The 25,651-nt window shown below is 51.3% G+C and carries 20 protein-coding genes; 6 read left to right on the top strand and 14 right to left on the bottom strand.

All coding sequences use genetic code 11. The features are described from left to right. Nucleotides 1-4 precede the first annotated feature (4 nt). The 14 genes from OXH16_05140 to OXH16_05205 all read right to left on the bottom strand — a co-directional run bounded on the left by OXH16_05140 (nt 5) and on the right by OXH16_05205 (nt 17,885). The gene (locus OXH16_05140) at nt 5-1,747 is read right to left on the bottom strand and encodes a phytanoyl-CoA dioxygenase family protein (GenBank protein ID MCY3680759.1); all 1,743 of its coding nucleotides are present in this window, start codon (nt 1,745-1,747) and stop codon (nt 5-7) included. Between the two features lie 106 nt (nt 1,748-1,853). Next, nucleotides 1,854-2,915, bottom strand: a complete 1,062-nt coding sequence (locus OXH16_05145; GenBank protein MCY3680760.1) for an oligogalacturonate lyase family protein — start codon at nt 2,913-2,915, stop codon at nt 1,854-1,856. Between the two features lie 18 nt (nt 2,916-2,933). After that, nucleotides 2,934-4,133, bottom strand: a complete 1,200-nt coding sequence (locus tag OXH16_05150) for a Gfo/Idh/MocA family oxidoreductase (protein MCY3680761.1) — start codon at nt 4,131-4,133, stop codon at nt 2,934-2,936. Between the two features lie 43 nt (nt 4,134-4,176). Beyond that, the gene (locus tag OXH16_05155) at nt 4,177-5,025 is read right to left on the bottom strand and encodes a phytanoyl-CoA dioxygenase family protein (protein ID MCY3680762.1); all 849 of its coding nucleotides are present in this window, start codon (nt 5,023-5,025) and stop codon (nt 4,177-4,179) included. After that, nucleotides 5,018-5,836 (bottom strand): phytanoyl-CoA dioxygenase family protein, encoded by an 819-nt coding sequence (locus tag OXH16_05160; GenBank protein MCY3680763.1) that lies wholly within the window; start codon nt 5,834-5,836, stop codon nt 5,018-5,020. The genes OXH16_05155 and OXH16_05160 overlap by 8 nt, the downstream gene beginning before the upstream one ends. A gap of 10 nt (nt 5,837-5,846) precedes the next feature. Then, nucleotides 5,847-7,310, bottom strand: coding sequence for an Nramp family divalent metal transporter (locus OXH16_05165; protein MCY3680764.1), 1,464 nt, complete (start codon nt 7,308-7,310; stop codon nt 5,847-5,849). 61 nt (nt 7,311-7,371) lie between these two features. Beyond that, the gene (locus OXH16_05170) at nt 7,372-8,310 is read right to left on the bottom strand and encodes a cyclase family protein (GenBank protein ID MCY3680765.1); all 939 of its coding nucleotides are present in this window, start codon (nt 8,308-8,310) and stop codon (nt 7,372-7,374) included. A 34-nt stretch (nt 8,311-8,344) separates the two neighbouring features. After that, nucleotides 8,345-9,226: a hypothetical protein gene (locus tag OXH16_05175; GenBank protein ID MCY3680766.1), complete on the bottom strand. Its 882-nt coding sequence runs from the start codon at nt 9,224-9,226 to the stop codon at nt 8,345-8,347. A gap of 8 nt (nt 9,227-9,234) precedes the next feature. Then, a complete protein-coding gene (locus OXH16_05180) occupies nt 9,235-11,664 on the bottom strand; it encodes a GWxTD domain-containing protein (protein MCY3680767.1) in 2,430 nt (809 codons plus the stop codon). Nucleotides 11,665-11,702: 38 nt separating this feature from the next. Further along, the gene (locus OXH16_05185; protein ID MCY3680768.1) at nt 11,703-14,015 is read right to left on the bottom strand and encodes a GWxTD domain-containing protein; all 2,313 of its coding nucleotides are present in this window, start codon (nt 14,013-14,015) and stop codon (nt 11,703-11,705) included. Nucleotides 14,016-14,049: 34 nt separating this feature from the next. Continuing rightward, on the bottom strand, nt 14,050-15,123 hold the full coding sequence (locus OXH16_05190) for an amidohydrolase family protein (protein ID MCY3680769.1): 1,074 nt from the start codon (nt 15,121-15,123) through the stop codon (nt 14,050-14,052). Between the two features lie 2 nt (nt 15,124-15,125). Further along, nucleotides 15,126-15,938, bottom strand: a complete 813-nt coding sequence (locus OXH16_05195; GenBank protein ID MCY3680770.1) for a sugar phosphate isomerase/epimerase — start codon at nt 15,936-15,938, stop codon at nt 15,126-15,128. A gap of 21 nt (nt 15,939-15,959) precedes the next feature. Next, the gene (locus OXH16_05200; GenBank protein MCY3680771.1) at nt 15,960-17,198 is read right to left on the bottom strand and encodes an enolase; all 1,239 of its coding nucleotides are present in this window, start codon (nt 17,196-17,198) and stop codon (nt 15,960-15,962) included. Nucleotides 17,199-17,213: 15 nt separating this feature from the next. Then, the gene (locus tag OXH16_05205; protein MCY3680772.1) at nt 17,214-17,885 is read right to left on the bottom strand and encodes a hypothetical protein; all 672 of its coding nucleotides are present in this window, start codon (nt 17,883-17,885) and stop codon (nt 17,214-17,216) included. A 212-nt stretch (nt 17,886-18,097) separates the two neighbouring features. Between OXH16_05205 and OXH16_05210 the strand changes: the two genes are divergently transcribed. From OXH16_05210 to OXH16_05235, 6 genes are read left to right on the top strand one after another with little or no spacing between them, the layout of a single operon-like run. Beyond that, complete coding sequence (locus tag OXH16_05210) at nt 18,098-18,952, top strand: hypothetical protein (GenBank protein MCY3680773.1); 855 nt, start codon at nt 18,098-18,100, stop codon at nt 18,950-18,952. A gap of 11 nt (nt 18,953-18,963) precedes the next feature. Further along, nucleotides 18,964-21,018, top strand: a complete 2,055-nt coding sequence (locus OXH16_05215) for a PBP1A family penicillin-binding protein (protein ID MCY3680774.1) — start codon at nt 18,964-18,966, stop codon at nt 21,016-21,018. Nucleotides 21,019-21,040: 22 nt separating this feature from the next. Then, nucleotides 21,041-21,973, top strand: a complete 933-nt coding sequence (locus OXH16_05220; GenBank protein ID MCY3680775.1) for a metallophosphoesterase — start codon at nt 21,041-21,043, stop codon at nt 21,971-21,973. Between the two features lie 41 nt (nt 21,974-22,014). Next, nucleotides 22,015-23,757 (top strand): hypothetical protein, encoded by a 1,743-nt coding sequence (locus tag OXH16_05225; protein ID MCY3680776.1) that lies wholly within the window; start codon nt 22,015-22,017, stop codon nt 23,755-23,757. Between the two features lie 28 nt (nt 23,758-23,785). Beyond that, nucleotides 23,786-24,736, top strand: a complete 951-nt coding sequence (locus OXH16_05230; GenBank protein MCY3680777.1) for a DUF362 domain-containing protein — start codon at nt 23,786-23,788, stop codon at nt 24,734-24,736. Between the two features lie 32 nt (nt 24,737-24,768). Beyond that, nucleotides 24,769-25,623 carry a cation transporter gene (locus OXH16_05235; protein MCY3680778.1) on the top strand — a complete coding sequence of 285 codons (855 nt, stop codon included), beginning with the start codon at nt 24,769-24,771 and terminating at the stop codon, nt 25,621-25,623. Nucleotides 25,624-25,651: the final 28 nt, after the last annotated feature.

Consider the following 25,651-nt stretch of genomic DNA (forward strand, 5'->3'; position numbering starts at 1 on the left):
GTGTTTATTTTGCCAGCGGTCCCGTGGGTGCTTCTTTGCTGTAGAGCGCGCTTCCCCGCTCGTAGGATACTGCCACCTGTCCGTTTTCCACCTGTAAACGGGGTACATTGTTGGTGCCGACATCGCGGTCTGGACCTCTCATTACAGCGAGTTGTGCATCGCTCATGCCCGCTATCAGGCCGCCCCACCGGCTTTCTGGGTGTACCATGTCGCCTCCGCTGCGGTGGAAGTTCCGGGATGTGTATTTGATCAGGATACCCCGTCTCGAGATGGGGTTCTTCCAGGCGAGAGCACCGTGGGTCGTCGCTCCATCCCCAAAAAAGAGCACATCGCCCGCCTTCATCACTGGCTGTACCACAAGCCCCATGTCGTCGTCGCAGGTGCGGATGCCCGGCGGCATGGGATAAAACGCTTTGTGGCTGCCCGGTACGCAGGCGAATCCACCCAGACCGGGTTCTACGTCTCGAAGTTGCCAGGCTACGGTTACTGCCTGATCATAGCTGCGCCCGTTTTGAAACACATAGCCCATCGGCGGATAGAGCGGTTCGTTGTTGCTGTGGAGCGAGTGTCCGCTGCCGCCCAGGACCGAGCAAAATGCCGTGGCGCCTCCGCACCGCCCTCCGCTGGTGCCCATCCAGTTCAAGCGGTGTTCGACTACTGGATGGGCAATCATCCGTCGGAATGGGTCGCTATACGGTTCTGGCAATTCGAGCAATCCAGAGAGGAGCGGTCGCCCCGTGCCAGCCAGGCTTTTCGATCCCCGTGCGAGTTCTTCGCCGACTACAATGCGATCTTCAAATTTGTCGATGGTCTCGTTGGCTGCTGCCAGCCATTCTTCGTCCATTACCCCGCGAAGTACCAGGTATCCGTTCAAGTCCCAGAAATAAAATTCTTTGTAATCAATTCCCGAGTCCGGGTCCAGTTTGTAAATTGAGGGATGAAAGACCTCGCGCGATTCGTCCATCTTTACTGTTTTTCCATCTGTCACAATGGTCGGCGCAGGTGTCGTGGATTTGTAACCGGGCTTGTAAAGCGATGCGCGCTGTTCCTCACTTAAAGCGTCGTGCCATTCTGGATGTGGCTCTTCCTCAGTCATTGGGCCTGTTCCGGCAGATCGGATCACGCCTCTGCCCACGTATTCATAAGATAGCAGTCGCTGCTGTCCGTCTCCCTGCCACGGGCGCATTCCCTGTAATGCGGATAGTGCTACTATCAGGAGATCTCCTGCCTTTAGCACGGGCTGGTATGTCAGGCCCATGTCGTCTTCGCCCGTGGTTATGTCTTCTGGCGATGCCACATTGCTTTTGTGCGAGCAGGGGAGCAGTACGAAGCCGCCATCTCCTTCGTTTACGTCTTCCAGTGCCCAGATTACGCGCACGCCTTCGCAATAGCGCCGACCGTTCTGGTGGTAATACGCAATGCCCGGCATTCTCGGTTCGTTGCCGCCTGTTAGTGGTGCTGTGGTATCGCTGGTCTCATCGCACAAGATTTCAGGCTCGCGGTCCAGGCGGAAGCCGATTCCTACAATTTGATTGAGATACCACACGAGGTGCGGATGGATGAGCAGTTCCCGGAATGGTTCTTTCAATTCGCCTTCCCATCCCAGCATGCCCGATAGTTGACCGGTTTTGTCAATGGTCTGGTTCAGTTGCACGACTTCGCCGCGGTTCAATACGCCCGGCACATGGAGATAGCCAGCTATATCAAAACAGTAATTTTCTTCGTTGCTCATGAGTTCCTGATCCATTTCAAACCTCCGTCAGGTTGGAATGCCTGTTGACGAAACAGAGTATCAGTCATTAATTAGTCTAAAACATGTGTTAAATTATATTAAAAAACAAGAGAAATACCGTCTAATCGGGCACTTCTACGACGTAAATCTGGCTGCTACCGGTTTGATCCGATGTGTAGATGACCCGTTTTCCATCTGGGCTGAACGATGGATGCGGATGAGACCACTGGGGTCCATAGGTATCGGCCTGGACTTTGTCGTCGTCCTCGGGCACTGTTTCGGCCCATTGCGTTCCCCCATTGGAACTACGGGGATAACACAGGGTTTTGTGTTCACCTGTTTCTGGATCGATCAGTTGCAGCCCGATGTCTGGACATGTGGTGTCGCATACAATGCGCGATCCATCTGGGCTGGGCGATGGATGCCAGGTGTTGAATTCGGCGATTTTTCGATCTTTGTCTTCGCCCACCCGAATGCCCCGCAACGCGTAGGGCCAGTGTACGAAGATGACTTCGTCGGTGTGTCCCAGAAATGTTTCGTGGGTAATCCACACGGTTTTGTCGTGTTTGAATAGCGGGCGTTCGTTGCTCCCATCAATTCGCACTTCCCACATTCGCTGATTGATATCGCTGGAATACAGGATGAGGTCTGAATCAGTCGGGCAGACCTGCACATGGCCCACAGCGCGAGGGGGTTCGCGGACGATCCGGTGTCCCGATCCGTCTGTGTTCACCGCTACGACTGCCGAATGCCCGTTGTGTTGCAAGGGGGTCACCAGCCGTTCTCCGTCTGCCGAGAGGCTGCATCCACCCACGCGGCCTTCGCCAAAATCGGCCAGGATGGATTCTTCCAGTGTCTCGATATTCACGGCGCGAACCTGTCCACCTGTGTTGTAAAATACCCGGTGTCCGTCTTTGGCAGGACAGGCGGAAAATCCACCGAATCCCTCCATGTCGGTCAATTGCGTCATTTCTCCGCTGTTCTCATCCATTTTGAAGAGGTTGGGGTGTCCAGAGCGGTATGAGGTGAATACAATGGTTTTTCCATCCGGCATCCAGGATGGATTTGAAAAGTACAGGTTGTGACTGACTGCGGGATGGTCCGTCATTTGCCGGATCGCCGCGCCTGTTTTTTTGTCTTTTAATGCTTTTGCTTCCGAAGAATACGTCTGTCCTTTTGCCATGTCTGATGCCTCCATTGGTCATCGCTTTGGAAAGAACACATCCACACACGCTTCCACATCAAATGGGTCACATCCATATTCCCGTTTAAATTTTTCGAGGTGTTCTATTTCGTGTATTGTCGGTTTTTTTAATGGCAGATCGACCGGTTTTCGCCCTATGCGTCCGGATTCTTCTACTGCGACCTGGACTTCGATGTCCCGTCGCGCTCTTTGCGCGTCATAGCGCGTGGGCAGGTTTTCCCGAACTGCCTGGGCAATGCTGTCCATTTCTTCTACAATCGCCAGTCTTCCCGGCGATGTTTTGTATTGGGGCCATGGATTTTCCCACGTCAGTGGGGGATCGGTTTCGATTACCATTCGTTCCAGTACTTGTACCCCATCTTTTTCACGGGTTTCTGTGTGGATGGGGTAGGCGGTGGCTCGTCCTCCGCTCAATCGCTGTGCTTGTGTGGTTATATGTATTTCATTTTCTACAATGGTTCCAGTTGTGCCGTCCACCTGGAATAATGTCTGGCTTTTTCGCCCGAGCGCCCGACCGTGATACATCGAGGAGTAGGACATTATCGCCAGTGCGCCGTTCTCAAACTCGACGAGGTCCATTGTCCAGTGTTCGGTGGTGAATTGCCGAATTTCGCTTACATTCACGCGTGGAATTGGCGAATCCATCACCAATCCCGTTACTCGAATGGGCGCCGCATCGCCTACCATCATCCGCACGCTGCTGACGATGTGATAGCCGCCGGTTTGAAATAGGGCAAAAACCCGAAGTACGTCTCCAATGGCTCCGGCGTCGATGGCTTGTCGTTTGATCAGGTGAAGAGGGTCCCGGCAGTATTGCTCTGCTATTTCGAGTTTTACGCCGTTGCGTGCCACCGCGTTGATCAATACGTCTGCGGTTTGCAGGGTGGGTGAAATGGGGGTTTCTACGATCAGGTTTACGCCGTGTTCAGCCAGATATGCACCGATGGCGTGGTGTGAGTCGGCGGGTGTGCTTATTGCCGCGATGTCCAATTTTTCATGTGCGACCAGGTCCTGTAACCGAGAATAGGCGGGTACGCCGTGTTCAGCGCCTATTTTTCGCGCTTTTTCCCCATCTACATCGCATATCGCCGCCAGTTCGAATACATCCGACATCAACAAGATTGCGGGGAGTCGCACCCCCAGCCCACGGCCACCGCAGCCCACGAGGGCGATTCTCAATTTTTCTTTTGCGGCCATGGCGGTCCTTTCTCATCGGATTGAAGGGTTTGTGTAAATGGACCTACGGCGGTAGTCGCGGTGGTATTGGTTGAATAATTTTTCTCTGTTCGGGGGTCAATCGCGCCAATAATCCGTCCGATGGGACGTAGTGAAACCGCGTGCGGATGAATCTCGGGGAATATCGATAGACCACGGTGCGGCGATACCCTTTGTTCATACGTTCGGCTGATCCATGTGCGACCGAATCTGTGAAAAATAACGCGTCGCCCGCTTTCATGTACATTTCTTTCATACCTACAGCAGTTCCAGCGGGTTCTGTGCCAGAACTCACCACGCCCTTGTCATCGACAAGCAATTTGGGATGTATTTCTGTGCTTTTATGGCTGCCGGGTACGAGGACTGTTGGTCCATCTCCCGGTTCTATATCTGTCAATGCAATCAGCACGTTGATCTGACCCACCATCCACGCGCCTGTGTTGTGTTGCCGAAAGGTGAAATAGCACCGGGGCGCATGACCGCCACTGTGGATATAGATAAATCCGCCGGGTCCGCGTACGGTTAAAAAATTTTCGTGGATCGAGATGCCGTTTACGTCGTCGTTGATGTAGCGTTTGGCCAGGTCAATCCAGGATGGATGATCGATTAACCGCTCGAATACCGCACCGGCTTCGATGATGTTCTGAAAGTTCAATCCGTCTTTTTCGCGGTAGGTATGCGTTTCCACATGGCCGATCCACGCACCCGTATCATCACCCGCACCCCGACGCCTTTTGCCATGTACATATTCCCAATGGTCATCTACCCATTGGTTCATTTCTTGCACATCGTTTTTCGATACCGCGTTCTCCAGGTGCAGATAACCCTGTAAGTCGAATAAATAATCCTGTAATTGCTGGTCAGAATTATCCATAAGCACCTTTCTCATGCCGTCCCAATAACCGCTGCATTCGCGCGTTGGTTCCTGCCCAGACGTATTCGGGCATGCGGTAATCGATGAATGGATATAATCGCTGTGCGATGATCCGCTGGCTGTACACGACGGAGCCTACATAGCGGACTTGATCGGATTTGTTTTGCGATCCCCGGTGCCACACTTGATTGTGGAACATGCATAGATCACCCGGATCGGCAATCATGGATACTGGACCCTGGCCGTCAAACTCGGGGGCTTCTGTTTTGTCCGGTCGCCTGCCCGCGTAATGGCTGCCGGGGACCACTTCTGTGACGCCGTATTCGATGGCGTCGGCCCGGCTCAGGGGGAATAAGACGTTTAACACAAAACACGGTAACGGGATTTTTTTGTTGTGCCGGGGGATATTGTCTGGTAATGGGAAAATTATGCGGTCATCCAGATGCCATCCTCCGCCCTGACCGGGTTCGTAACGCAGGGCATTTTGCGACATCATATGGCAATCGTCACCCAGGATCGCTTCTGATAGGCTCACGAAGGGCTCCCGCGCGATCAGGTCCCGGAAGTTGATGTCATATTCATACATTCGCATCATACTGATGCCCCGAATATGGTCTCCTTCGGCTTCGTGCATTTTCGGGTCCTGATATTTTCGCTCCATTACTTCCCGCAATGCCAGTACTTCTTTTTCGTTTAATACGCCTTTTAAGAACAAATACCCATCCCGCTGAAATTGCACGACGAGGTCCCGGGTTTTGTCTGCGTCATAAGGTTTGGCGTTTTTGTCGATTATGCTGTTTGTGGTGTACATTGTTATCTCACTATTTTATTAATCCCAATATATCCTCATATACGGCAAGGCCACCAAAATAGGTAAAGGCGAGGCCCGAGATTATATTGAGTGCGACGAGGAACCAGCCCATTTGCAATGGGGGTGGGACGTATTTGCGGTCGATATAGATCATCGCAAAGCACCAGGGTCCAGCGAGAAGTACCCCGGTGATGTGCAGGGGGATTGTCATAATTGAAATTGGGTTCCAGCCTACGCCATTCGGGTCCTGGGTGGCTGTCCACCAGGCGTATAGTACCAGCGCGCCACCCGCAATAGCGGTGTATCCCAGTGTCCATTTTCGCACGTCGTTCAATGATAGGTTGCGCCATTTGGGGGTTATTGCGCGTATGCTTTCATGCGCGGTGCGGACGTATAATTCATAAGCGCCGTACACGGTGCCAAAAATTGCGAAGAATACGCCGAGTTTGTACAGTCCCGCGAGAAATGTCTTGACGCCCGAGCTTTCGTGTAATGCGGTTAAAAATACGACCTGGTGATTGTAGAGGTCCATGCCGGATGGTACGATTTCTTGCGGATGCAATAGGGCGGCACCCAGTATCAAAAAGGCCGCTGTAAATAATAATACGCTGGCAAATGATACGAGTGTATCGACCAATGGTGCTTTTAACCACGCTTTTCCCAGTTCGAGATTTTCCTGAGTTTCCAGGATTGTTTCTTTCTCATTGCTGCGTCTGCCAATCATTCCCCACACCTTTTCGCGCAGCATGCCCACATATCCCACATAGTCCTGTACTCCACCGCCGATTACGCCCATGTACGCGACCATTTCGACGATTAGCGTGCGGTCTGCAAATAGCGGATTGCGCGATACCCATTCTGGATATACCGGGAATGTGGGTACTACTGCACCCATTAGCGCGGCGATCCAATCGGGGTTTGCCGCTATTGTCGCGATTAACATGACCAGCAACATCAATCCCACGAGTGAGGTCTGCGCTTTTTCCAACAAGCCATAACTCTGTTTCAGAGTTAATGCTATCAAAAATGCGATAAATATCAGGGCGATTAAATGCGGATATCGCGCCGGGTCGTCAAATAATATCCACGACGAGATTGTGCCGAGCATGATGGGTAAGCTGGACAGATAAAATGGAAAGCTCACGACCATTACCACACCTACAACTGCTGGGAATAATCCCCTCGGTCCGGGTAATTGCGCCCAGCGCTCCATGGGATGCTCGCCGGTTAGTGTCATATATCGCGCTGCGGAATACACCTGAACGACTTTTGTGATGCAAAACAGGCTGAATGCCCAGAACATCGCATAGCCAAAGATCGCCCCGCTGCGCGATGCCCATACGGTTTCTCCACTGCCGATGGTTACCGATGCGATGATTGCACCTGGTCCAAAGAATTTTAAGAAGTCGCCGATTTTCCGCGAGCGCAATGCTGCCGCCAGTTCCGGAAATTCCAATTTTTTTGTTTCTGCCATGATTTCTCCTATCGAAAAACCCCAGTCCAACCGATCTTACGGAGGACTGGGGATCGGAGTGCTATTTTACGGCTATTGGATTTCCCGGAGAACCCGTTCCGCCTTTCAGGCGCAGTGGCGAAAATACAAATGCAAATTCATATACCTGATCTTTTGCCAGTTCTTCCAGGTCCAGGTTTTCTAATATGTATATCCCGTGCTGGGCGATGAGCAGTTGATGTACGGGAAAAGCCAGCGCGGCGTCCTCGCCGGGTACGACTTCCAGGCCCCAGGTATCGCCTGCGACCATTACAATTTTTTTATTTACGAGCCACTGGCCCACAGCCATTCCAATGCCCGGCTGGCCTTTATTGAATGTTTCATTGTCTTTCATCCACAGGGTGCCGTGTCCCGTGCGGAAGATTACTACATCGCCTTCTCCCACGGATACATTCTGTTTTTTGAGCGCGCCTTCGGTATCGGCCACTGTGATTACGTATCCGACTTCCAATCGCTCGACACCTTTGTATCCCGCGATGTCTATCAGTACGCCGCGCGTGAAAAATGACCCCGCCTTTTCTACACCCAATTTTTCCAGGCCATAGGGTTTGCTGAAGTTCGAGCTTTTGAAGCCGTTGTAATACACATCCTCGTTTCCTACCCGCGTGCCAATATGCCCCAATCCATCGAATTGTGTACCGATTTGGCCGATTTCACCACTGAACATTTCATCGTACCACACGAGTTTGTTTTCTCCGAGTGGTCCACCACTTGGGTTGCCTACGATTGTGAGACTGTAATGCCGGGAACCAAATAGCGGTATTCCGTGTTCATATACTTTTCCCAATTGATAGACTTTGCCGGTTTTGATCAATTTGGTCGCTTCCAGGACTTTGGCAGGTGTCAACCGGTTTGCAGCACCCCGTTCATCTTCGGGACCCCATTCCGATGGCGATTGCTGGGCATATACTGGCACCAGCATCAAAGTGATCAGTAGTGTTATACAAAAAATGCGTTTCATGATTTCCTCCCTGAAAAAGATGATTATGTAGCGATCAGCGATCAGCCTGCTTCTCATATAGCGCGATGCTTACCTGTGTGCCGGGGAATCGTGCAGATGGGTACACCCACATTTCGTCTTCTCGAATGTACACCCTTTCATCTCCCGAACGAATGTGTAAACGCCCGCTGTTTTCCTGGCAGATTTGTTTCACGATGTATAGACCCAGTCCCCGCGTGTTGCCTCGCGAGACGGTTTTTTGTATCGCCATTTTTATTGCCTGTCCGTGCGACCAGTGCGCTGTATCGTGTCCCGTTGACAGGCTTTCGCGAATGCCAATGCCCAGGTCGCATACGCCGATGATCGCAAATTTTCTGTTCAATCTGTGATTGGTATAGCGCTGTGCAACCACAAACCCTTTGTCTCCGCTGTGGTCCAGGATATTGTGACACAATTCGGCTACGACATTTTTAAATCCCGTAATTTCCCTTACGGTATAGTGCAGTTCTTCGCTCAAGATGGCGCCGACCCGCGATTCAATTACGCTTAGAACTTGCTCGATATCGCTTCTCTGCTCGATGGTCGTGATTTCCAGCAAACTTTCGTTGTGTGTCCTCGACCGTCCCGTTTGCGGTACGCGCGCCACTGTTACATAAGTCTTCAGGGCATCAAATACTTTCATGCGGGTCAAATAGCGCTCGACGTCTGAATTTTCGGGCAGTCGGCATGTAATATCCCAGTATTTGGCACTCAGGTGTCGGCCTATCAAACACAACATTCCCATACCATAGGGATCGACAAATCCCAATTGCGATAGATCCAGAACGATATTGTCTTCTTCTCGTTGCGACGAGAATGTCTCGAGATTGCGCAATACATTGTCACATGAGACAGCAGACAAATTTTGTTCCGCTATTGCCAGCGTGTTGTTATTCATGTGATCGTTTAGTTGCGTACGCGGAATATGGCTCTGCGTTTGACATTTTTCTTTTCGTGCAGATCCGTTACCGCGACTTCGAGTTTATAGACGCCGCGCGGCATTTTGGACAGGTCGATTTCCAGGAAGGTGAAGTCGTCGGGTTTGTCGCCTGCATATACCGAGCTGATCGATGTGCGGCTTTGCTGTCCGGCTCGGCGCAGGTCTTCGAGGGATTCAGCCATCAGATTGCGTTCGGCTGGCATGTATTGCACTTCAAAATCCACAGTTTTGGCTTTGAGATTTTCTTCACCGCCGGTCATGGCATCGCCTGACAGGTCTTCTTGATCTGGCATTTCACCTTCGGCAGTTTCTCTATCTAAACCGTCGAGCGCGTCGCCTGCGGCGAGTATATCACTGCTGGAGCGATCATCTTCTGGTTCCGGTTGCGCCAATTCTTCAGCGGTTGGCACAATTAGCAATCCGCCGACCTTTTTAAGGGCTACGGCGCCAAACATCGCGGGATTGACTTCCTCTTGTTCGGGCACGCTGATGGTGTAGGTGATTTCATATTGGGTGCGTCCGAATTCGTCTTCTTTCAGGTTGTAGATTTCCAGATATACAGATGCCGATTGTCCACTGCGATACGCGCGGAGAGGATTGGGGGCAATCCGCAGGTCTGTGCGCTTTTCGGGAAAGGGTTTGACCAGTTCAATTTTCTTGGCGAGTAGCAGATCGCTCATATCCAGGCGCGATTCGGATACAGAAAAAAGGCGTTCTGTGCGAAATGTGCCGATGGAGCCGCTGTTCCTGTCTCCCACTTCGACCACGATATTATACGTGCCCTGGGGAAGTTCTATGGGGCGTTGGCTCAACAAGTACTGCGGGGCATTGCCCCCTTTGGGTTTTTCTTGCGCAATTGGTCGGATATTGCGGTAGATGTCTCGCCACCGGTAATCGAACATGAATAAACCCTCATCCATGACGATCATCCGGTCGTCGTTTACTTTTAATTTGCCCGTGGGAATGGCATAGGCGATTTCCACGCGCATATTTTTGCCTGCGCGGAAGGCGGTGATCTGGTGCGGCATGGAGTATTTTCTGTTCTGGAATGGATCGACAAATCGCGCTTCTTTTTTCTTAAATGCCGCGCGGTTTTGTATTTCAAAATACTCTTCGCGCATTTTGTCACTCGCCCATTGCGGGTTAGTAGATTTTCTGAAGAGCGTTTGAGCTACTTGTCTTGAATCCACATTGCGCGTTCTCAGGGCGTTGGGGTCCCCGACTATGACATCGACCGTGCTGCTGGGTCCCACTTCGCCTGCAAATCCCCAACCGTCAACGCCGTTCACACTTTGAAATGTGAATCTGTATCCGCCGTAATACCAGGTTTCTTTGAACATGGGGAATACGCCCGTTGTGCGTCGCTGATATTTTCCGTATTTGATGTAGGTTTGACCGCGAATGGTCTTCCATCCTTCGATGTTCCGCGCAGGTACGCTAAAGCGCAAATTGGCATAGGCCACGCGGCCGTAGTGCTCCATCCTCCGCTCGTTGTGATCGGTCAGAAATAGCGGGTCGTTCTTGTTCCAGAATTGCGTCAGTGCCGCAGAGTCCTTCCACTCGCCATCGTCGCCGACCTGCATGGCTTTTGCGATGCGCGCACTGTCTTCTTTTGATGCGATGAGATCTACAGATTCCATCATTTTGCGCTGTTCGGGATCCATGGCTGCAATGGCTGTTTCATACAATTTGTTCGCTTCTAAAAGCTCTCCCTGAAGCTGATGCGAGTAGGCCATGAACAATTGTGCGTTGATGTCACCGGGAAATCTTCGCATCATTCGCCGCATCACCCGTTGCATGGCGGGGATTCTTCTGTGTTCCAGATGCGCCAGTCCCAACAGATAATAGGAGTCCTGATAGTCCGCATCAACCTCCAGGCTTTTTTCCAATAGCATCACGGCCTGGTCGTATTCGTTCTTGGCAAAGGTCCGAATTGCACCTCGCCGCTGAATGATCCGATCTCTCGTGATCATGTATTCGCCGAATATATGACGACCGGCGTCATAAGCTGCCACGGCCGCATTGGGAAATTTTTCTATGACTTTTTCATAGTGCGCCTTTGCTTCGCGCTGAAACCCCCTGTTCCACAATGCCTCACCGTGCAAGAGCTGATATTGCAGATTTTCCGGTTCATTCCTAATGGCCTTTTCACTGGCTTCTACTGCGCGGCGTCGAAACTCGGGTGTGTCCAGGCGAATGTAGAGGCGAGTCAGTTGTGCAAGTGCCGGGGCGTGTTTGCCATTTTTCTTGAGCACTTGCTTGAATTCTTCCACGCTTTCTTTGGGTTCGATCTCATTCATGCGGGAGAGGGCCGCGTGATAGAGGGAATCTACTTCGCTGGACCAGGCCGGTGCTGCGATCAGGCAGGTGAGGATCAAAAGTACGAGGACTTTCACGGGGAGGCTCCTTGTGGTGGATGCTGGTGAGTGGTGGTTCACTCGCGAACTCGGAACACGGCGTTGCGCTTTACTTGTTTTTTCTCCTTCAAATCCGTTATTGCGACTTCGAGTTTGTAAATGCCACGCGGCATTGTAGATAGGTCGATTTCCAGGAAGGTAAAGTCGTCGGATTTGTCGCCGGCATATACGGAACTGATCGATGTGCTGCTCTGCTGTCCGGCTCGGCGCAGTTCTTCGAGGGATTCGGCCATCTGATTGCGTTCGGCCAGTACGTATCGGACTCTCAAATTCGCTCGCCTTGTGCGCGTTTGTGCATTGCCGCTCTTTGCATTGTCCGAACTTTCTTGTCCTTTGGCCGATTGCCCAGGCGGCGATACAATTAGCAATCCGTCCAACTCTGTGAGGTCTATGGCACCGAACATCGCAGGATCTACTTCTCCTTTTTCGGGTACGCTGATGCTATAGACTATCTGATATTGGGTGCGTCCGAATTCGTCTTTTTTCAGGTTGTAAATTTCCAGATATACCGATGCCAATTGTCCGGTGCGATACGCTCGGAGTGGATTGGGGGCAATGCGCAGATCGGTTCGCTTTTCGGGAAAGGGATTGACCAGTTCAATTTTTTGGGCGAGTAACAGGTCACTCATGTCCAGACTTGATTCAGATACTGTCAAAAGGCGTTCTGTGCGGAATGTGCCGATGGAGCCGCTGATCCTGTCTCCCACTTCGACCACGATATTATACATGCCCTGGGGAAGTTCCAGGGGACGTTGGCTTAATAGATATTGCTGTGCATTTCTCCCCGATGGTCTTTTTTGTCCAAGAGGTCGCACATTGCGATAAATATCTCGCCACCGGTAATCGAACATAAATAGCCCGTCGTCCATGACGATCATCTGGTCGTCGTTTGCTTTTAGTTTGTTCGTGGGAATGGCATAAGCGATTTCCAGGCGCATATTTTTGCCCGAGCGGAAGGCGGTGATCTGGTGCGGCAGGGTGTATTTCCGACTGTGGAATGGATCGACAAATCGCGCTTCCACTTTCTTAAATGCCGCTCGATTTTGTATGTCGTAATACTCGTCGAGAATTCTTTGGCTCCTCGGTATCGAACTTCTCGGCCTCGAGCTTCTCGACCTCCTCGGGCTGCTTCCGAACGAGCCTCTGCTGGCTGCTCGTGTCACATCGACCGTGCTGCTGGGGCCCACTTCGCCTGCAAATCCCCAACCGTCAACGCCATTCACACTTTGAAAGACGAAGTGGTATCCGTCGTAGTACCACGCCTCCTTAAACAGGGGATATACGCCTGTTACACGACGATTATATTTTCCGTATTTGATATAGGTATGGCCGCGGATGGTTTTCCACCCTTCAATATTCCGCGCGGGTACGCTAAAGCGCAAATTGGCATAGGCCACACGGCCGTAGTGCTCCATGCGCCGCTCATTGTGATTGGTCAAAAATAGCGGATCGTTCTTGTTCCAGAATTGCGTCAGTGCCGCAGAGTCCTTCCATTCGCCATCGTCGCCGACCTGCATGGCTTTTGCGATGCGCGCACTGTCTTCTTTTGATGCGATGAGATCTACAGATTCCATCATTTTGCGCTGTTCGGGATCCATGGCTGCAATGGCTGTTTCATACAATTTGTTCGCTTCTAAAAGCTCTCCCTGAAGCTGATGCGAGTAGGCCATGAACAATTGTGCGTTGATGTCACCGGGAAATCTTCGCATCATTCGCCGCATCACCCGTTGCATGGCGGGGATTCTTCTGTGTTCCAGATGCGCCAGTCCCAACAGATAATAGGAGTCCTGATAGTCCGCATCAACCTCCAGGCTTTTTTCCAATAGCATCACGGCCTGGTCGTATTCGTTCTTGGCAAAGGTCCGAATTGCACCTCGCCGCTGAATGATCCGATCTCTCGTGATCATGTATTCGCCGAATATATGACGACCGGCGTCATAAGCTGCCACGGCCGCATTGGGAAATTTTTCTATGACTTTTTCATAGTGCGCCTTTGCTTCGCGCTGAAACCCCCTGTTCCACAATGCCTCACCGTGCAAGAGCTGATATTGCAGATTTTCCGGTTCATTCCTAATGGCCTTTTCACTGGCTTCTACTGCGCGGCGTCGAAACTCGGGTGTGTCCAGGCGAATGTAGAGGCGAGTCAGTTGTGCAAGTGCCGGGGCGTGTTTGCCGTCTTTTTTTAGTACTTGCTTGAATTCTTCCACGCTTTCTTTGGGTTCGATCTCGTTCATGCGGGAGAGGGCTGCGTGATAGAGGGAATCTACTTCGCTGGTCCATGCCGGTGCTGCGATCAGGCAGGTGAGGATCAAAAGTACGAGGACTTTCATGGGGAGGCTCCTTGTGGTGGATGCTGGTGGGGTCTTAAAATCTGTAGAATGTCTTTGCATTTTCGTACAGAATTTTTCCCAGTAATGCGTCCGATAAGCCTTTGGGGATTGCGTCTATTGGCTCGTCAAAATGCCAATGTGGATAGTCTGTGGAAAACATCAGCATGTCATCCGATTCCAGGTGTTCCATAATTTGCAACAGGTATTCGGCTTCGGGTGGGGCGTCCATGGGTTGCAGCGTCATCCGAATGTGTTCGCGGATGTATTCCGACGGTGGGCGTTTGACCCAGGGGATATCGCGCCGCAAGCCCTTCCATTCCTTGTCTATGCGCCACATTAATGCGGGCATCCAGGTCCAGCCGCCTTCGATGAGTGCTACGCGCAATTCGGGGAACCGATCAAACGCGCCTTCCACAACCAGACTCATGACCTGAGACTGAAATATTTGCGCCATGTCGGCCATTTCTTCGGCGTAGGTCAAAGGCCAACCAACGGGTGTGGGCGGCAGACTGGATGCTCCACCGTAGTGTATCCCGATCGCGAGGTCGCGTTTTACGGCTGCTTCAAATAATGGGTCGTACAAGCTCTTGCCATAAGGTTGATATGATCTAACCGGCACGATGACCTGAACAAAGCCCGGGTGGTCGCCGAATCGCTCGATTTCGCGCGCGGCGAGTACCGGGTTTTGACTGGGCACTACGAGGGAGGCGCGCAATCGGTCATCCCGGTTTAACCACGCGTCGATTTGCCACTGGTTGACCGCGGTTGCAAGCGATGCAGATAGGTCTTCGTTGTGTACGCTTTGTACGCGGTAAGCGCAGGTTAAGATCCCGATTTCGACATCCCATGCGTCCAGTGTCTGTTTTTTTAGCAATTCAAAATTGGATCCCGGGGGACCGTTTTTCGGTTTTGTGCCTTTTCGCGCAGATGTGGGCGCTCGGGCGGGATAATCACTTGCATTGGGTCCCACAAATGCCGATTCGTTGATGTACGCAACCCAGTGTTCTTCCAGGTATGGAATCAGTGGATCTAAATTGGGCAGTTCGTTGTGAATATCGCAATCGATGATGGGGTGATAAAAGGGGTTGTCTGGTGTATTGCGCGGCATGGTTAATATCCCGCATTGCGACAATACTGATACATTTTGGCACTTCGGGTCGCTTCATCTATCGCGTCTTCGCCTTCGTAAATCGGCGCGCCGGGACAGGCTGTTACCCACCGGTTATATCCCGTGTCTTCAAGTACGTTTGCCAGGTCGGGAAAGTCCAGGGCTTCGCCGACGCCTACAGAGACCCATTGGGGCGTAAATCGTCCCTCTGCATCCCGCGTGATGTTTTCATCTGCCCAGTCCTGTAAATGTACGTAATTGAGCTGGTGTTGAAAGTCGCGCAATGATTGCGCGGCGTCATAGTCCCAGAGTTGTGCGTGTGATACGTCGATACACAGTTTTGCTTTTTCGAGGTGTTGCATGTACAGCGTCCAGTCTTCTTTGGAATCTACCAGCAGATTGGTGTGGATGTGATAACTCAATTCCAAATTGTATTGCGCCGCGTAATCAGCCCAATTGTCCGCTGCTTCAGCCGCCTGTTTGATATCGTCTTCGGTGATGTCCCGGTCTTTGGGTTTGGGACCGCTCATGTACATGAAACAATCCACTTCCATTTCGGCGGCAAAATCGATTCGCCGTTTGTTGCGTTCCTGGTGTTCCCAACCAGATATTTCGGGCGATCCCTGCGCTGTGTACACCGCCATGGGCAATCCCACATTGTCGCATATTTGTCGAATTCGACTCGCTGGTCCCAACCAGTCCAGCGGCAACCGACATTCCCAGCCATCCCATCCCGACTTTTTGAGGGCTTCAAGGGCAGGCTCCAGGTCTGGATTTCTCCATCGCAATGCACAATATCCGAGTTTAAATGACATGGTAATCTCCTTTTACTCGCTTTATCCAAATAATTCCCGATATTCTCGGTCGTATTCTTCCGTTCCGTCATCCAGTTTTAATTCCAGGCGAATGCCGGGTAGAAAGCCCGTTAGTCTGCCCGCCAAAAAGTCCTCGCGATAGCTTCCGTCTGGATAATGCGTTCGTCGTCCGTCGGGCCAGCATATTGTGTGAATCTGTCGCTTTTCTTCGAGTTTGAAATCTGGATCGACGCGATAGCGTTCAATGACGTCCCATTCCAGTTCAATGCCCAGTCCGGGTGTATTGGGTACGCGAATATGCCCGCCTTCTACTTTGAAGTCTTTGACGAGTGGATGCGTCCAGATGTTCACACAGGGGATCGCGGGCCAGCGCGCGTGAGATAATACTGCGCCCAGATGTACGCCCCACATGGTGGTCAATCCCGATCCCACCAGTTGTAGCCAGAATGGCATGTTGGCTTCGGCGGCGAGGGTGCCCTGTTTCATTACGCGACTCGCGCCACCCCCTATGACAAATCCGTCGCATACGCCTTCGCGCACTGCTGTCATAAAGGGTGGATTGCCAAAGTGCATGGCGATTGGACTGGCGATTTTTTGTCGCAATAAGGCGTTGCCCGCTACGTCGTTTTGCGGGATTGGCGTTTCGACTATTGCCAGTTGGCTATATGTGTCTTCTAACCGTCGGATCAAGGGTGCTGCATGATCTACACCGAGCAATAGGCCATTGAAGTCCGCATCGATTTTGAAATAATTCGGTACGGATTTTTTTATGGCTTCGAATTGTTCTTCGGGGTAAAACCAGGGGCGTGTCTTTACTTTCATTGTGGTGAATCCCTGGTCTATTGCTGCCTGTGCTTCCATAGCCCATTCTTCGGGGGTGCGGTCCTGCGACCACCAGGATACGGGGCACGCGTCTCGATATTGTACGCCCATCAGTTTGTGGCACGGCACGCCGAGTGTTTTGCCCGCTGCGTCGAAGAGTGCCATTTGCAAGCCCGCGCCCAGGCTGTCGTCCCACAAATGATCGAATATGTTTTTTCCGCGCACGCGGGCAAATTGCTTTTCATTGGATTGTCCCCACGTATATCGCGTCAGGGTTTCGCCATATCCGGTTACGCCCGCAGAGGTGGTTATTTTGCACACATCCACAAGTGACCAAAATGGTACTCGAGTTTGTTTTACTTTTGCACACCGCGGGTGAAATGGGACGTGCAGAAGGATGTGTTCAATATCCGCAACTTCGCAGTCTTTGGAGGTCATTTTGAACTCTCTTTGTTATACGATTAACCGGCCGATATCGCAGTTGTGAGCGTCGCAGTACCACAGGACGCCGTCGTGCATGGTCATGCCGTGTACTTCGTCGGGTGCTTCTACGCGGATGACGTCGTACACGCGGCCATCTGCTGTGCCGAGTAAGTTTACCGTGCCTGCAGATGTGTCCGCCACCCATAGTTTGTCGTCTTGCCAGGCCACGCCGTGGTTGCGCAGGCCAGGTGTTCGGAATGCGTGTTCTTCTGTCCAGGTTTCGGCATCTACCACATGTACAAATTGCGAGGGGGGCGACGCAATGTAAATTTTGCCGTTGCGCCATTCCAATCCGTGTGCGCCGGTTTCTGAGGCTCCTGGCATGCCCTCGCGCCAGGATGCGACGCCAACGCCGGGAGAATCGTATTTTGCAATGGTTTTGCCGGTTTTTATATCGAGTTTTGCTATTTGCAATTCAAATGTGGATGCGATCCACACATATCCGCCACCGATTGTTATCCCGCTCGAATGCTCTGTGTCCGTTTGCGCTTCAAATAATACGTCGCCCGTTTCCCAATCTACTTTGTATATTTTCAGATCTACCTGGTCGATAATCCACAGGCCATCCGGCGCGGCTTGCAATCCATTTGGCTGCGGTCCCGGACTCTTGAAACATGTTTCGACCTTTGCTATTTTTATCATGGTATGGCTCCTGTTTGTTAGTAGGGGCGACCCTTGTGGTCGCCCGCTGACTGATGTGATTTCAACCCTTAATTGGTATTGTTAGCAGTAAGTTTCTCCTTCCTAAAACCACGTATGACGTAATGTAATACATCTTTGGTTTGAAGCAAGACATTGTACTATGCTACATTTTCTTTGACTTGCTGACTTTCGAGTGCCATTTTAGTTTTCACATGATTCGATTTCCCGAAAATATCAAGGCGGCATTTTTTCATTTTTGTGCGGGTTTTCAGCGCTGGATCAGATCTGCGTGCGCGGCTTTGGGGCGAGTACAGTATTTGCGGCCGTTGGCGGTGACGCTGGTTCTCATCGCTTTGCTCGGTGCAGGCGTTGCCTGGAGCGAATATCAGACCAATTGGTTTGCGCGACGCCTTGGGGCGTTTTTGCTTTCGATCAATGCACTGCGCCCTCAGTCGGGTGCGCTCTGGCAAGATATTCAAGCACAGGTGAGAACCCGACAAGCTATTGATGCCTCGGATCCTTTGCCTGTGCCACGAGCGGGTTTGCCCGATGCTGTTACATACAGTCGTTTTGAGGGTTCGCGTGTGCCCGAATCTGGTGTTCCAGGCTATGTCGCGATCTACAAGATACCACTGCCCGGCGTTGATCTCAATACCAGACCGCTCGGCGATGTGATTGCCAGTTTGCGCGTTTACCGCCAGGGGCTTGCGATTGTCAAGGCATTGTATTTGCCGGATGTGTATTTCCACGCGGAGGTGCGCAGACAGATCGATTATCTCTACGCCCAGGTCGGCGATATTGAGGCTGTTGCGCCAGACACGCTGGGCGTAACCGATCCCGATTCGCTCAAGGCTGCTGTTTTTTCCGAACTCGCTGCCGCGGTTATTCCCGATTTGAGACGGCGCGAGAAAGAGGCTCTGATTGACGCGTATCAAAATGGGCAGATCGCAAAAATTTTCCTGTATCGCGATCTTGGGCGTTTTCGCGGTGAACTTTTCCGCGAGGGAAGTCAGGTGCCCGTTGTTTTTGAAATTGAGGCGGGTGCTGTTTCCGAAATTGTGGAGTAATGGCATATCCTATGAAATTAATCGTACATCGCGGTCTTTTCCTCATCATTTTACTCATTGCCGATGTTTTGCTGATTGTGCTGGGCGCGGCATGCTGGCTCATTATAACATTGCCCAGATTGCCCGATGATCCCGATAGCTTATTGGCGGAGTCCGGGATCAATATTTACGCCGCGTCTGGGGAGTTGCTCTATACGGTTAATCAGCGCGTTGGTCGCGTTGGTCTCGACGAGGTGCATCCGCATTTTGTTCAGGCTGTACTATCTATTGAAGATGCGGATTTTTATCATCATCGCGGGTATAGTGTTAAGGGTATGGTCGGTGCTTTTTTGGGTAATATCCGACACTGGGGCAGGGTGCGGGGCGGTAGCACGATTACACAGCAGATTGTGAAGAATATCTTTCTTACGCGAGAGAAATTTTATGTGCGAAAGCTAAAAGAAATTCTTCTGGCTACGCAACTCGAAGCCCTTTTTGAACGCCACTACGGTGCGGGCTATAAAGACCGATTGTTCGAGATTTATATCAATGGCAGTTTTTACGGTGCCAATGCTTATGGTATTGCCGATGCAGCGCAGACCTATTTTGGCAAGCGCGCCGCGGATCTTACGCTTCTCGAATCTGTAATACTTGCCGGGCTTCCCAATGCGCCGAGTGTGCTCAATCCGTTTCGCAAAGACCAATCTCGCGTTCTGGCGCGTGCCAGGCTTGTCTTAAACCGCATGCAGGTGTTGGGTTTTATTAGTTCAGAGGATGTCCAGGATGCACTGGCTTCGGAATTGCAACTCGTTTCTGGACGTATGCCCCAGAATCGGACTCCGTATTTTGTGGAGACGATTAAAGCCGAGGTTACACGCCTGTGGGGGGCGTCGGCGCTGAGTTTTGGTGGTTTGAATATTTACACGACGCTCGATTTGTCTATGCAACAGGCTGCCGAGCGTGCCGTGGCCAGGGGGTTGGCAGATCTGGATGCGCGTCTGGGGTTTTCAGATTATGGCAGTGCATCATCTGATCAGCGCGCCGATTATGTACAGGGCGCGTTGATCTGTTTAGATCCGCGGACTGGATATGTCAAAGCGATGGTGGGTGGGCGCGATATTTTTCTCAGTTATTACAACCGGGCCACGCAGGCGCGGCGTCAACCGGGTTCGGGTTTTAAGCCTTTTGTATATCTGGCGGCTTTTGAGAGTGGTGTTTTTTCACCAGTTTCTCTTTTTAATGATACGCTGCGTACTTATCGCGTGAACGATGAGGACTGGTCGCCTAAGAATTTTGCAGATAAATATCTGGGGCTTACCACTGCGGCGAATGCACTGGTCAAGTCGGCAAATGCGACGAGTGTGCAAATTGCAATAGATATTGGTCCAGAACGCATTGTCGATCTGGCGCAACGCCTGGGTATTCAGAGCGGGCTCAAACCGTATCCGAGTATTGCCCTGGGGGCGCAGGAGGTCACGTTGCTCGATATGGCTGTTGCCTATGGCGCGATTGCGAGTTACGGTTTTCGCGTGATGCCGACATTTATCTCGCGGATTGAGGATGCTACAGGTCAAATACACTATGAGCATCAGCCAGATCCCATGCTTGTTATCGATCCCGAACATGCGGTGATTATGGTCAATTTGATGCAGCATGTAGTCAATCGCGGTACGGGGCGTGCGATTCGCGCGTTTGGGTTTCAGGGTGCTGCTGCGGGCAAGACTGGTACGACAAATGACAATACAGATGCCTGGTTTACGGGGTTTACGCCCGATCTGGTCGCGAGTGTGTGGATTGGTTTTGACAACCGTGAGGGCGGTCGTCGGCTGATTGAGAAGAGGAGCAGACGACAGATTACTGGTGGCAGTGGTGCCGCACCGATTTGGGCTGCGTTTATGAAAAGTGTAGGTAAGCCATCGCGGGACTTTATTACGCCCACGGAAGTTGCCGCGCATACTGTGAATTTGCGGAGCGGTATTGCCGATACTTCTGATGGGGCTGTCACTCTCGTCCTGCCGGAAGGCGTTGCGCCCAATACACCGGCAGATACATTGAGGTTTTTCAAGGAAATTGAACTCGAACAATAACCCTGACGCAAAAGGAGACACCATGGAACCCTGGTCTTTTCTCCATATCTGCGATATGCAACCCGGTTCTCCCCGGTCCTATCGCTTCAAGAAGCAAAATATGGACAATTGGCAGACTGCTTACCGACAAATTCAAGGTATTACCGATGTTGATCTGATGCTCGTAGGTGGCGATCTCACGCGGGATGGAGCGCTCCACGATTTTGAGTATGAAGTTGCCAAACGCGAACTCGATGCCTTACCTTACCCGCATTATGCGATTCCCGGCAATATGGATACGTGCAACAAGCATACGGATAAAAATGGTGCTACCGGGCGCGAAGATATCCGCCTGAATGTCACTGCCGAGCAGCTGGATCGGTTTGTACCCTTTTTCGGCGATTTTCCCTGGAGCTTTGTTCACAAGAATGTGCGATTTAGCGGATTTTATGCGGCTGTGGCTGGTTCGGGATTGCCCCATGAGGCGCGTATGTGGCACTGGCTGGAGTGTGAGTTGCCGTCCCTTCCCCGCGCGGCGCATCACGTTGTGACGATGCATTATACCCTTTTTATGGATACGCTCGACGAACCCAAGTGGGATATTACAAAAGCGGATGAGTATAGGGACTGGTATTTTTCGATTGATCCACCACACAGACAGCGCATTTTTGAGGCTTTTAAGAAATCCGGTGTGTCCATTGTTCTGAGTGGACATATTCACTGCCGCCGTCCACCCCAGGTTGTTGAGGGTATTTCTTTTTACCGCTGCGCGGGTATAGCGATGCCCCAGGCGGCTGACCGATGGGACGATGGCGATCCCACGTTGGGCTTCTATCGTTTTGACGTGACAGACGGTGGTATAACCCCTACATTTATTCCTTTGACCGAGGAATCGCAATCTAACGAGAGTTATGGTCCAGGGGGACATCCCAGGCCTGAGGAACGCGATTATTCGCTCGCGTGGGAGAAAGGTTAGAGGCTGGGGACTGGGGCTGAAAATAAAAAGAGGAGTGTTTTATGTCTGTTTTACATATTACGTCACCTGCTGCCCCTCCTGAGTGGGCACTTTTGCAACGCGAATTGATGCGCGCGCAGGCTACGGCGTGCGAGGTTTTTTATCATCGGTATTTCGACGTCCGGGGATATCTCAAGTGCATTCCACGGTGGGGGGGAAATGATGGGCCAGATGATGCGATAGAAAATCTTACCGGGTATTCGATGGTGCATACGCTGGGCGGGCCAACGCATATTCTCGATCTTTACAAGCAGGCGTGGGAAGGGCACATCGAACAGTATTCCGAGGCTAAGACCGAGGTTGTGCCTATCGGGCGTGATGGGATGTATTACAAGGAATTTCCCGCGTGTTTCGATTGGTTCCATCACGGGGAATCGCTTACCATTTTCAATTTGCAAGGGCTGTCCGATCCGCATGAGGTCACTTTTGGTCATCGCATGCGTCGCTACGCTGGTTTTTATATGGATGAAGATCCCCAGGCGAAGAATTACGATCCCGAGTACAAAGTAATCCGTAGCCTTTTCAATGGCAGTCGGGGACCTTTGTTGCGAAAAGCCACGGGTCTGGATTGGGCAGGGGATCCCTTTGAGGTTGAGGGGCGCTTTCCCGCGCCGCGCCACGGTGAGCGCAATTTTGAAGAGATGCTTATGCATTTTGAAGATTATACCGATGTGATTGGCGATCATCCCCTGAATCTGGCAGCTACTACGCTGGGTCTCAATGCGTTCGCGCTGGCTGGTGAGGAGAAATACCGCTCATGGTTGCTGGAATACGTGGATGCGTGGGCTGGTCGTGCGGCTGAGAATAACGGTATTCTTCCGTCCAATATCGGTCTTGATGGTGCGATTGGTGGCGCGTGTGATGGCAAGTGGTATGGCGGTTGTTATGGCTGGGGATTTACGGTGGTTGTGCCGCAAACAGGCGCGCTTGCCAACCGCAATTCTATAGCCCGCGGCATTGCGGGTTTTGGCAATGCCCTGCTTCTGACGGGTGATCAGAAATATCCCCGTGTCTGGCGTACGATGATCAATGCGGTGAATGGCAATAGCAAGGATGTCGAGGGGGAAATACAATATCCGCATATGCACGGCGACGATGGCTGGTATAGCTATAGCCCCCAGCCTTTTAACCAGGGTGCGCTCGATGTGTATTATTGGACGATGGATGATGCCGATCTTCAATATATTTCCGCAGATCTATGGATTGACTATCTTCGCGGGAATAATCCCGATCATCCCACGCGTACCTTGCGAAATGCGTTGAGCGCGATTCGCGGGAAGATGGAGAATGTGCGCAATGATACGTCTTCGACGGATACCCGCTTGTCCGACGATCCATTGCCGTATAATCCCGCAACGACTGTGAATGCGCTTATCCAGCTCCAATTGGGTGGTTTGGCGCCGCGCCACGGCGAGCCTTTGCATTGTCGCGTGCGTTATTTTGATCCCGAGAATCGCCGTCCCGGGTTGCCGTCGGATGTGGCTGCTCTTGTGGAAAAGCTGACTGCGGATCGTGTTGTGTTGTCACTTGTGAATGTCAATCAGACGGAATACCGCGATCTCATTGTACAGGGCGGTGCTTATGCCGAACACCAGATTACTGCTGCGGAGGTCGATGGCAATACATCTGATCTCGATGCATCGTGGATGCCGATTCGCCTTGGTCCCGGTTGCGGCGCGCGTCTTACACTTAAAACAGAACGCTATGTCAATTCGCCCACTTTTGCGTTTCCATGGGAGAGATAGATTCAGCAATCAATAAAAGGAGTTTTTTATGTCCAGAATTAATGTCGGTCTTGCCCGCCGCGAAAATCGCCGCCAGAATGTGTTTGGTGCTCTCGATCTCATCCGCGATGATGTGATTCCCAAACTGGCTGAGCAGGTGATGCTTAAGCCCAATTTTCTTTCGTCTAAAAATCAACTGGCGTCTTCTCATCCCGATGCGATGCGAGGGGCTATTGATTTTTTGCTCACTACGCCCAATCCACCGGATGAGATTCTCATTGCCGAGGGGGGTAATGAAGATATTCCGGGAGAGGCTTTTGATAATTTCGAGTATCACGCTTTGATAGAAGAATACGATGTTCCTATCCGACTTGTTGATCTCAATTCTGAGACCCGTTGGGAGACTGTGCCGATTTTTCTCGATGACCGCACTGAATACCAGGTGTATATGCCCAAGACCGTGCTGGAGTGTCCCTGTACGATTTCAATGGCGGTTGCCAAAACGCACGATGTTACAGTTGTTACGCTCGCGCTCAAGAATATGATTATGGGAACGATTCGCAAAGTAGATCGCGTTAAGATGCACGGGTTTCCCTCGCATCCAGAACGCTTGCGTCCCAATGAGTCCAAACGGCTCAATGTCAATCTCATTCGGCTCGCCAAATATCTGGCACCGGATATCGGTGTGATCGATGGTACTGTGGGTTTGCAGGGCAATGGTCCCGGGGGGACGGATTCGGTTGATCTGGGTGTTGCTGCGGCGAGTGTAGATGTTTTCGCTGTGGATGCGGTTATGACCAGTGTTATGGGTTTTGAACCGGCGAAGCAGGGGCTTCTCTATTATGCCAATCAACTCGGTATTGGTGTGACGGATCTCAACAATATCAATATTCTCGAAACTGCTATCGAAGATGTCGCCAGGGCGTTTAAGCCGCACAAGTGGATCGCAGAACAACGCCAGTGGCACGAACCAAATGCAATGGCCGATATTTTTGCATGATTTAAAATAAGAAGAAAAAATAAAGGGCAATAATGAACAATCGAATTGAACGAAACGCAATAATCACCGGGGTAGTCGTCGGCATGATGATGGCCGCAGCCGGATGGTTAGCATATTACCTCTCTGGAGCCGAGGCACTGTTGCTTGATGGCAACTTTTCTTTCATTGGAGTACTGGCCACTCTTCTGGGTCTCAGGATTTCTTCAATAAAGAAAAGGACTAGTAAAACGTACCCATTCGGAAAGTTTGTGTACGAGCCCACATATTCATTTTTTATCGGACTGCTTACTGTCGGTGTGATTCTTGCTGCGGTAGCAGGAAACGTGACCAAAATAACTAAGTATTTTCAAGGGGAACAATTTCCGATAATCGATACCTCGGTTATCCTTGTGTACACCATTGTTATGGTGGTTTTGTGCTTTGGGTTAGCAGTGCTCTTTGCATATTCAAATCGCAGACTCAAAGGAAACAGCACCATCTTGGGAGCCTACACGGTACAATCCACCATTGACGGCCTTCTTTCCGCCGGTGCAGGTGGCGCACTGATATTGTTTGGTTTTGCGTCTCCAGACGGAACATTTGGTTTTCTTACCCAAATTGGTGATGCGCTTACCGTCTTACTACTCTGTCTGTTAGTGATGTATCAACCGATCAAACTGATCAAAGATTCGTTTATAGAACTTTCTGGTGGAGCTCTGAATGACCCAATAGTTACCGACAAGATACGTTCTGTTGTTTCAGAACATATCGAGAATACAGAAATCGCAGATCTCTTTATTTCCAAAACAGGTAGCGGATACCTGGTGGTTGCATTCATGAAAGCTGGTTTTTTTGGCAAACATAATTCCCAGAAACTGCTAAGAAGCTGTTTTAAAATTATGAGATAGTAAAAAAAGCGTTGAAAAAGCGTATTCA

This window comes from Gemmatimonadota bacterium, assembly GCA_026705765.1.
Taxonomy (GTDB): domain Bacteria; phylum Latescibacterota; class UBA2968; order UBA2968; family UBA2968; genus VXRD01.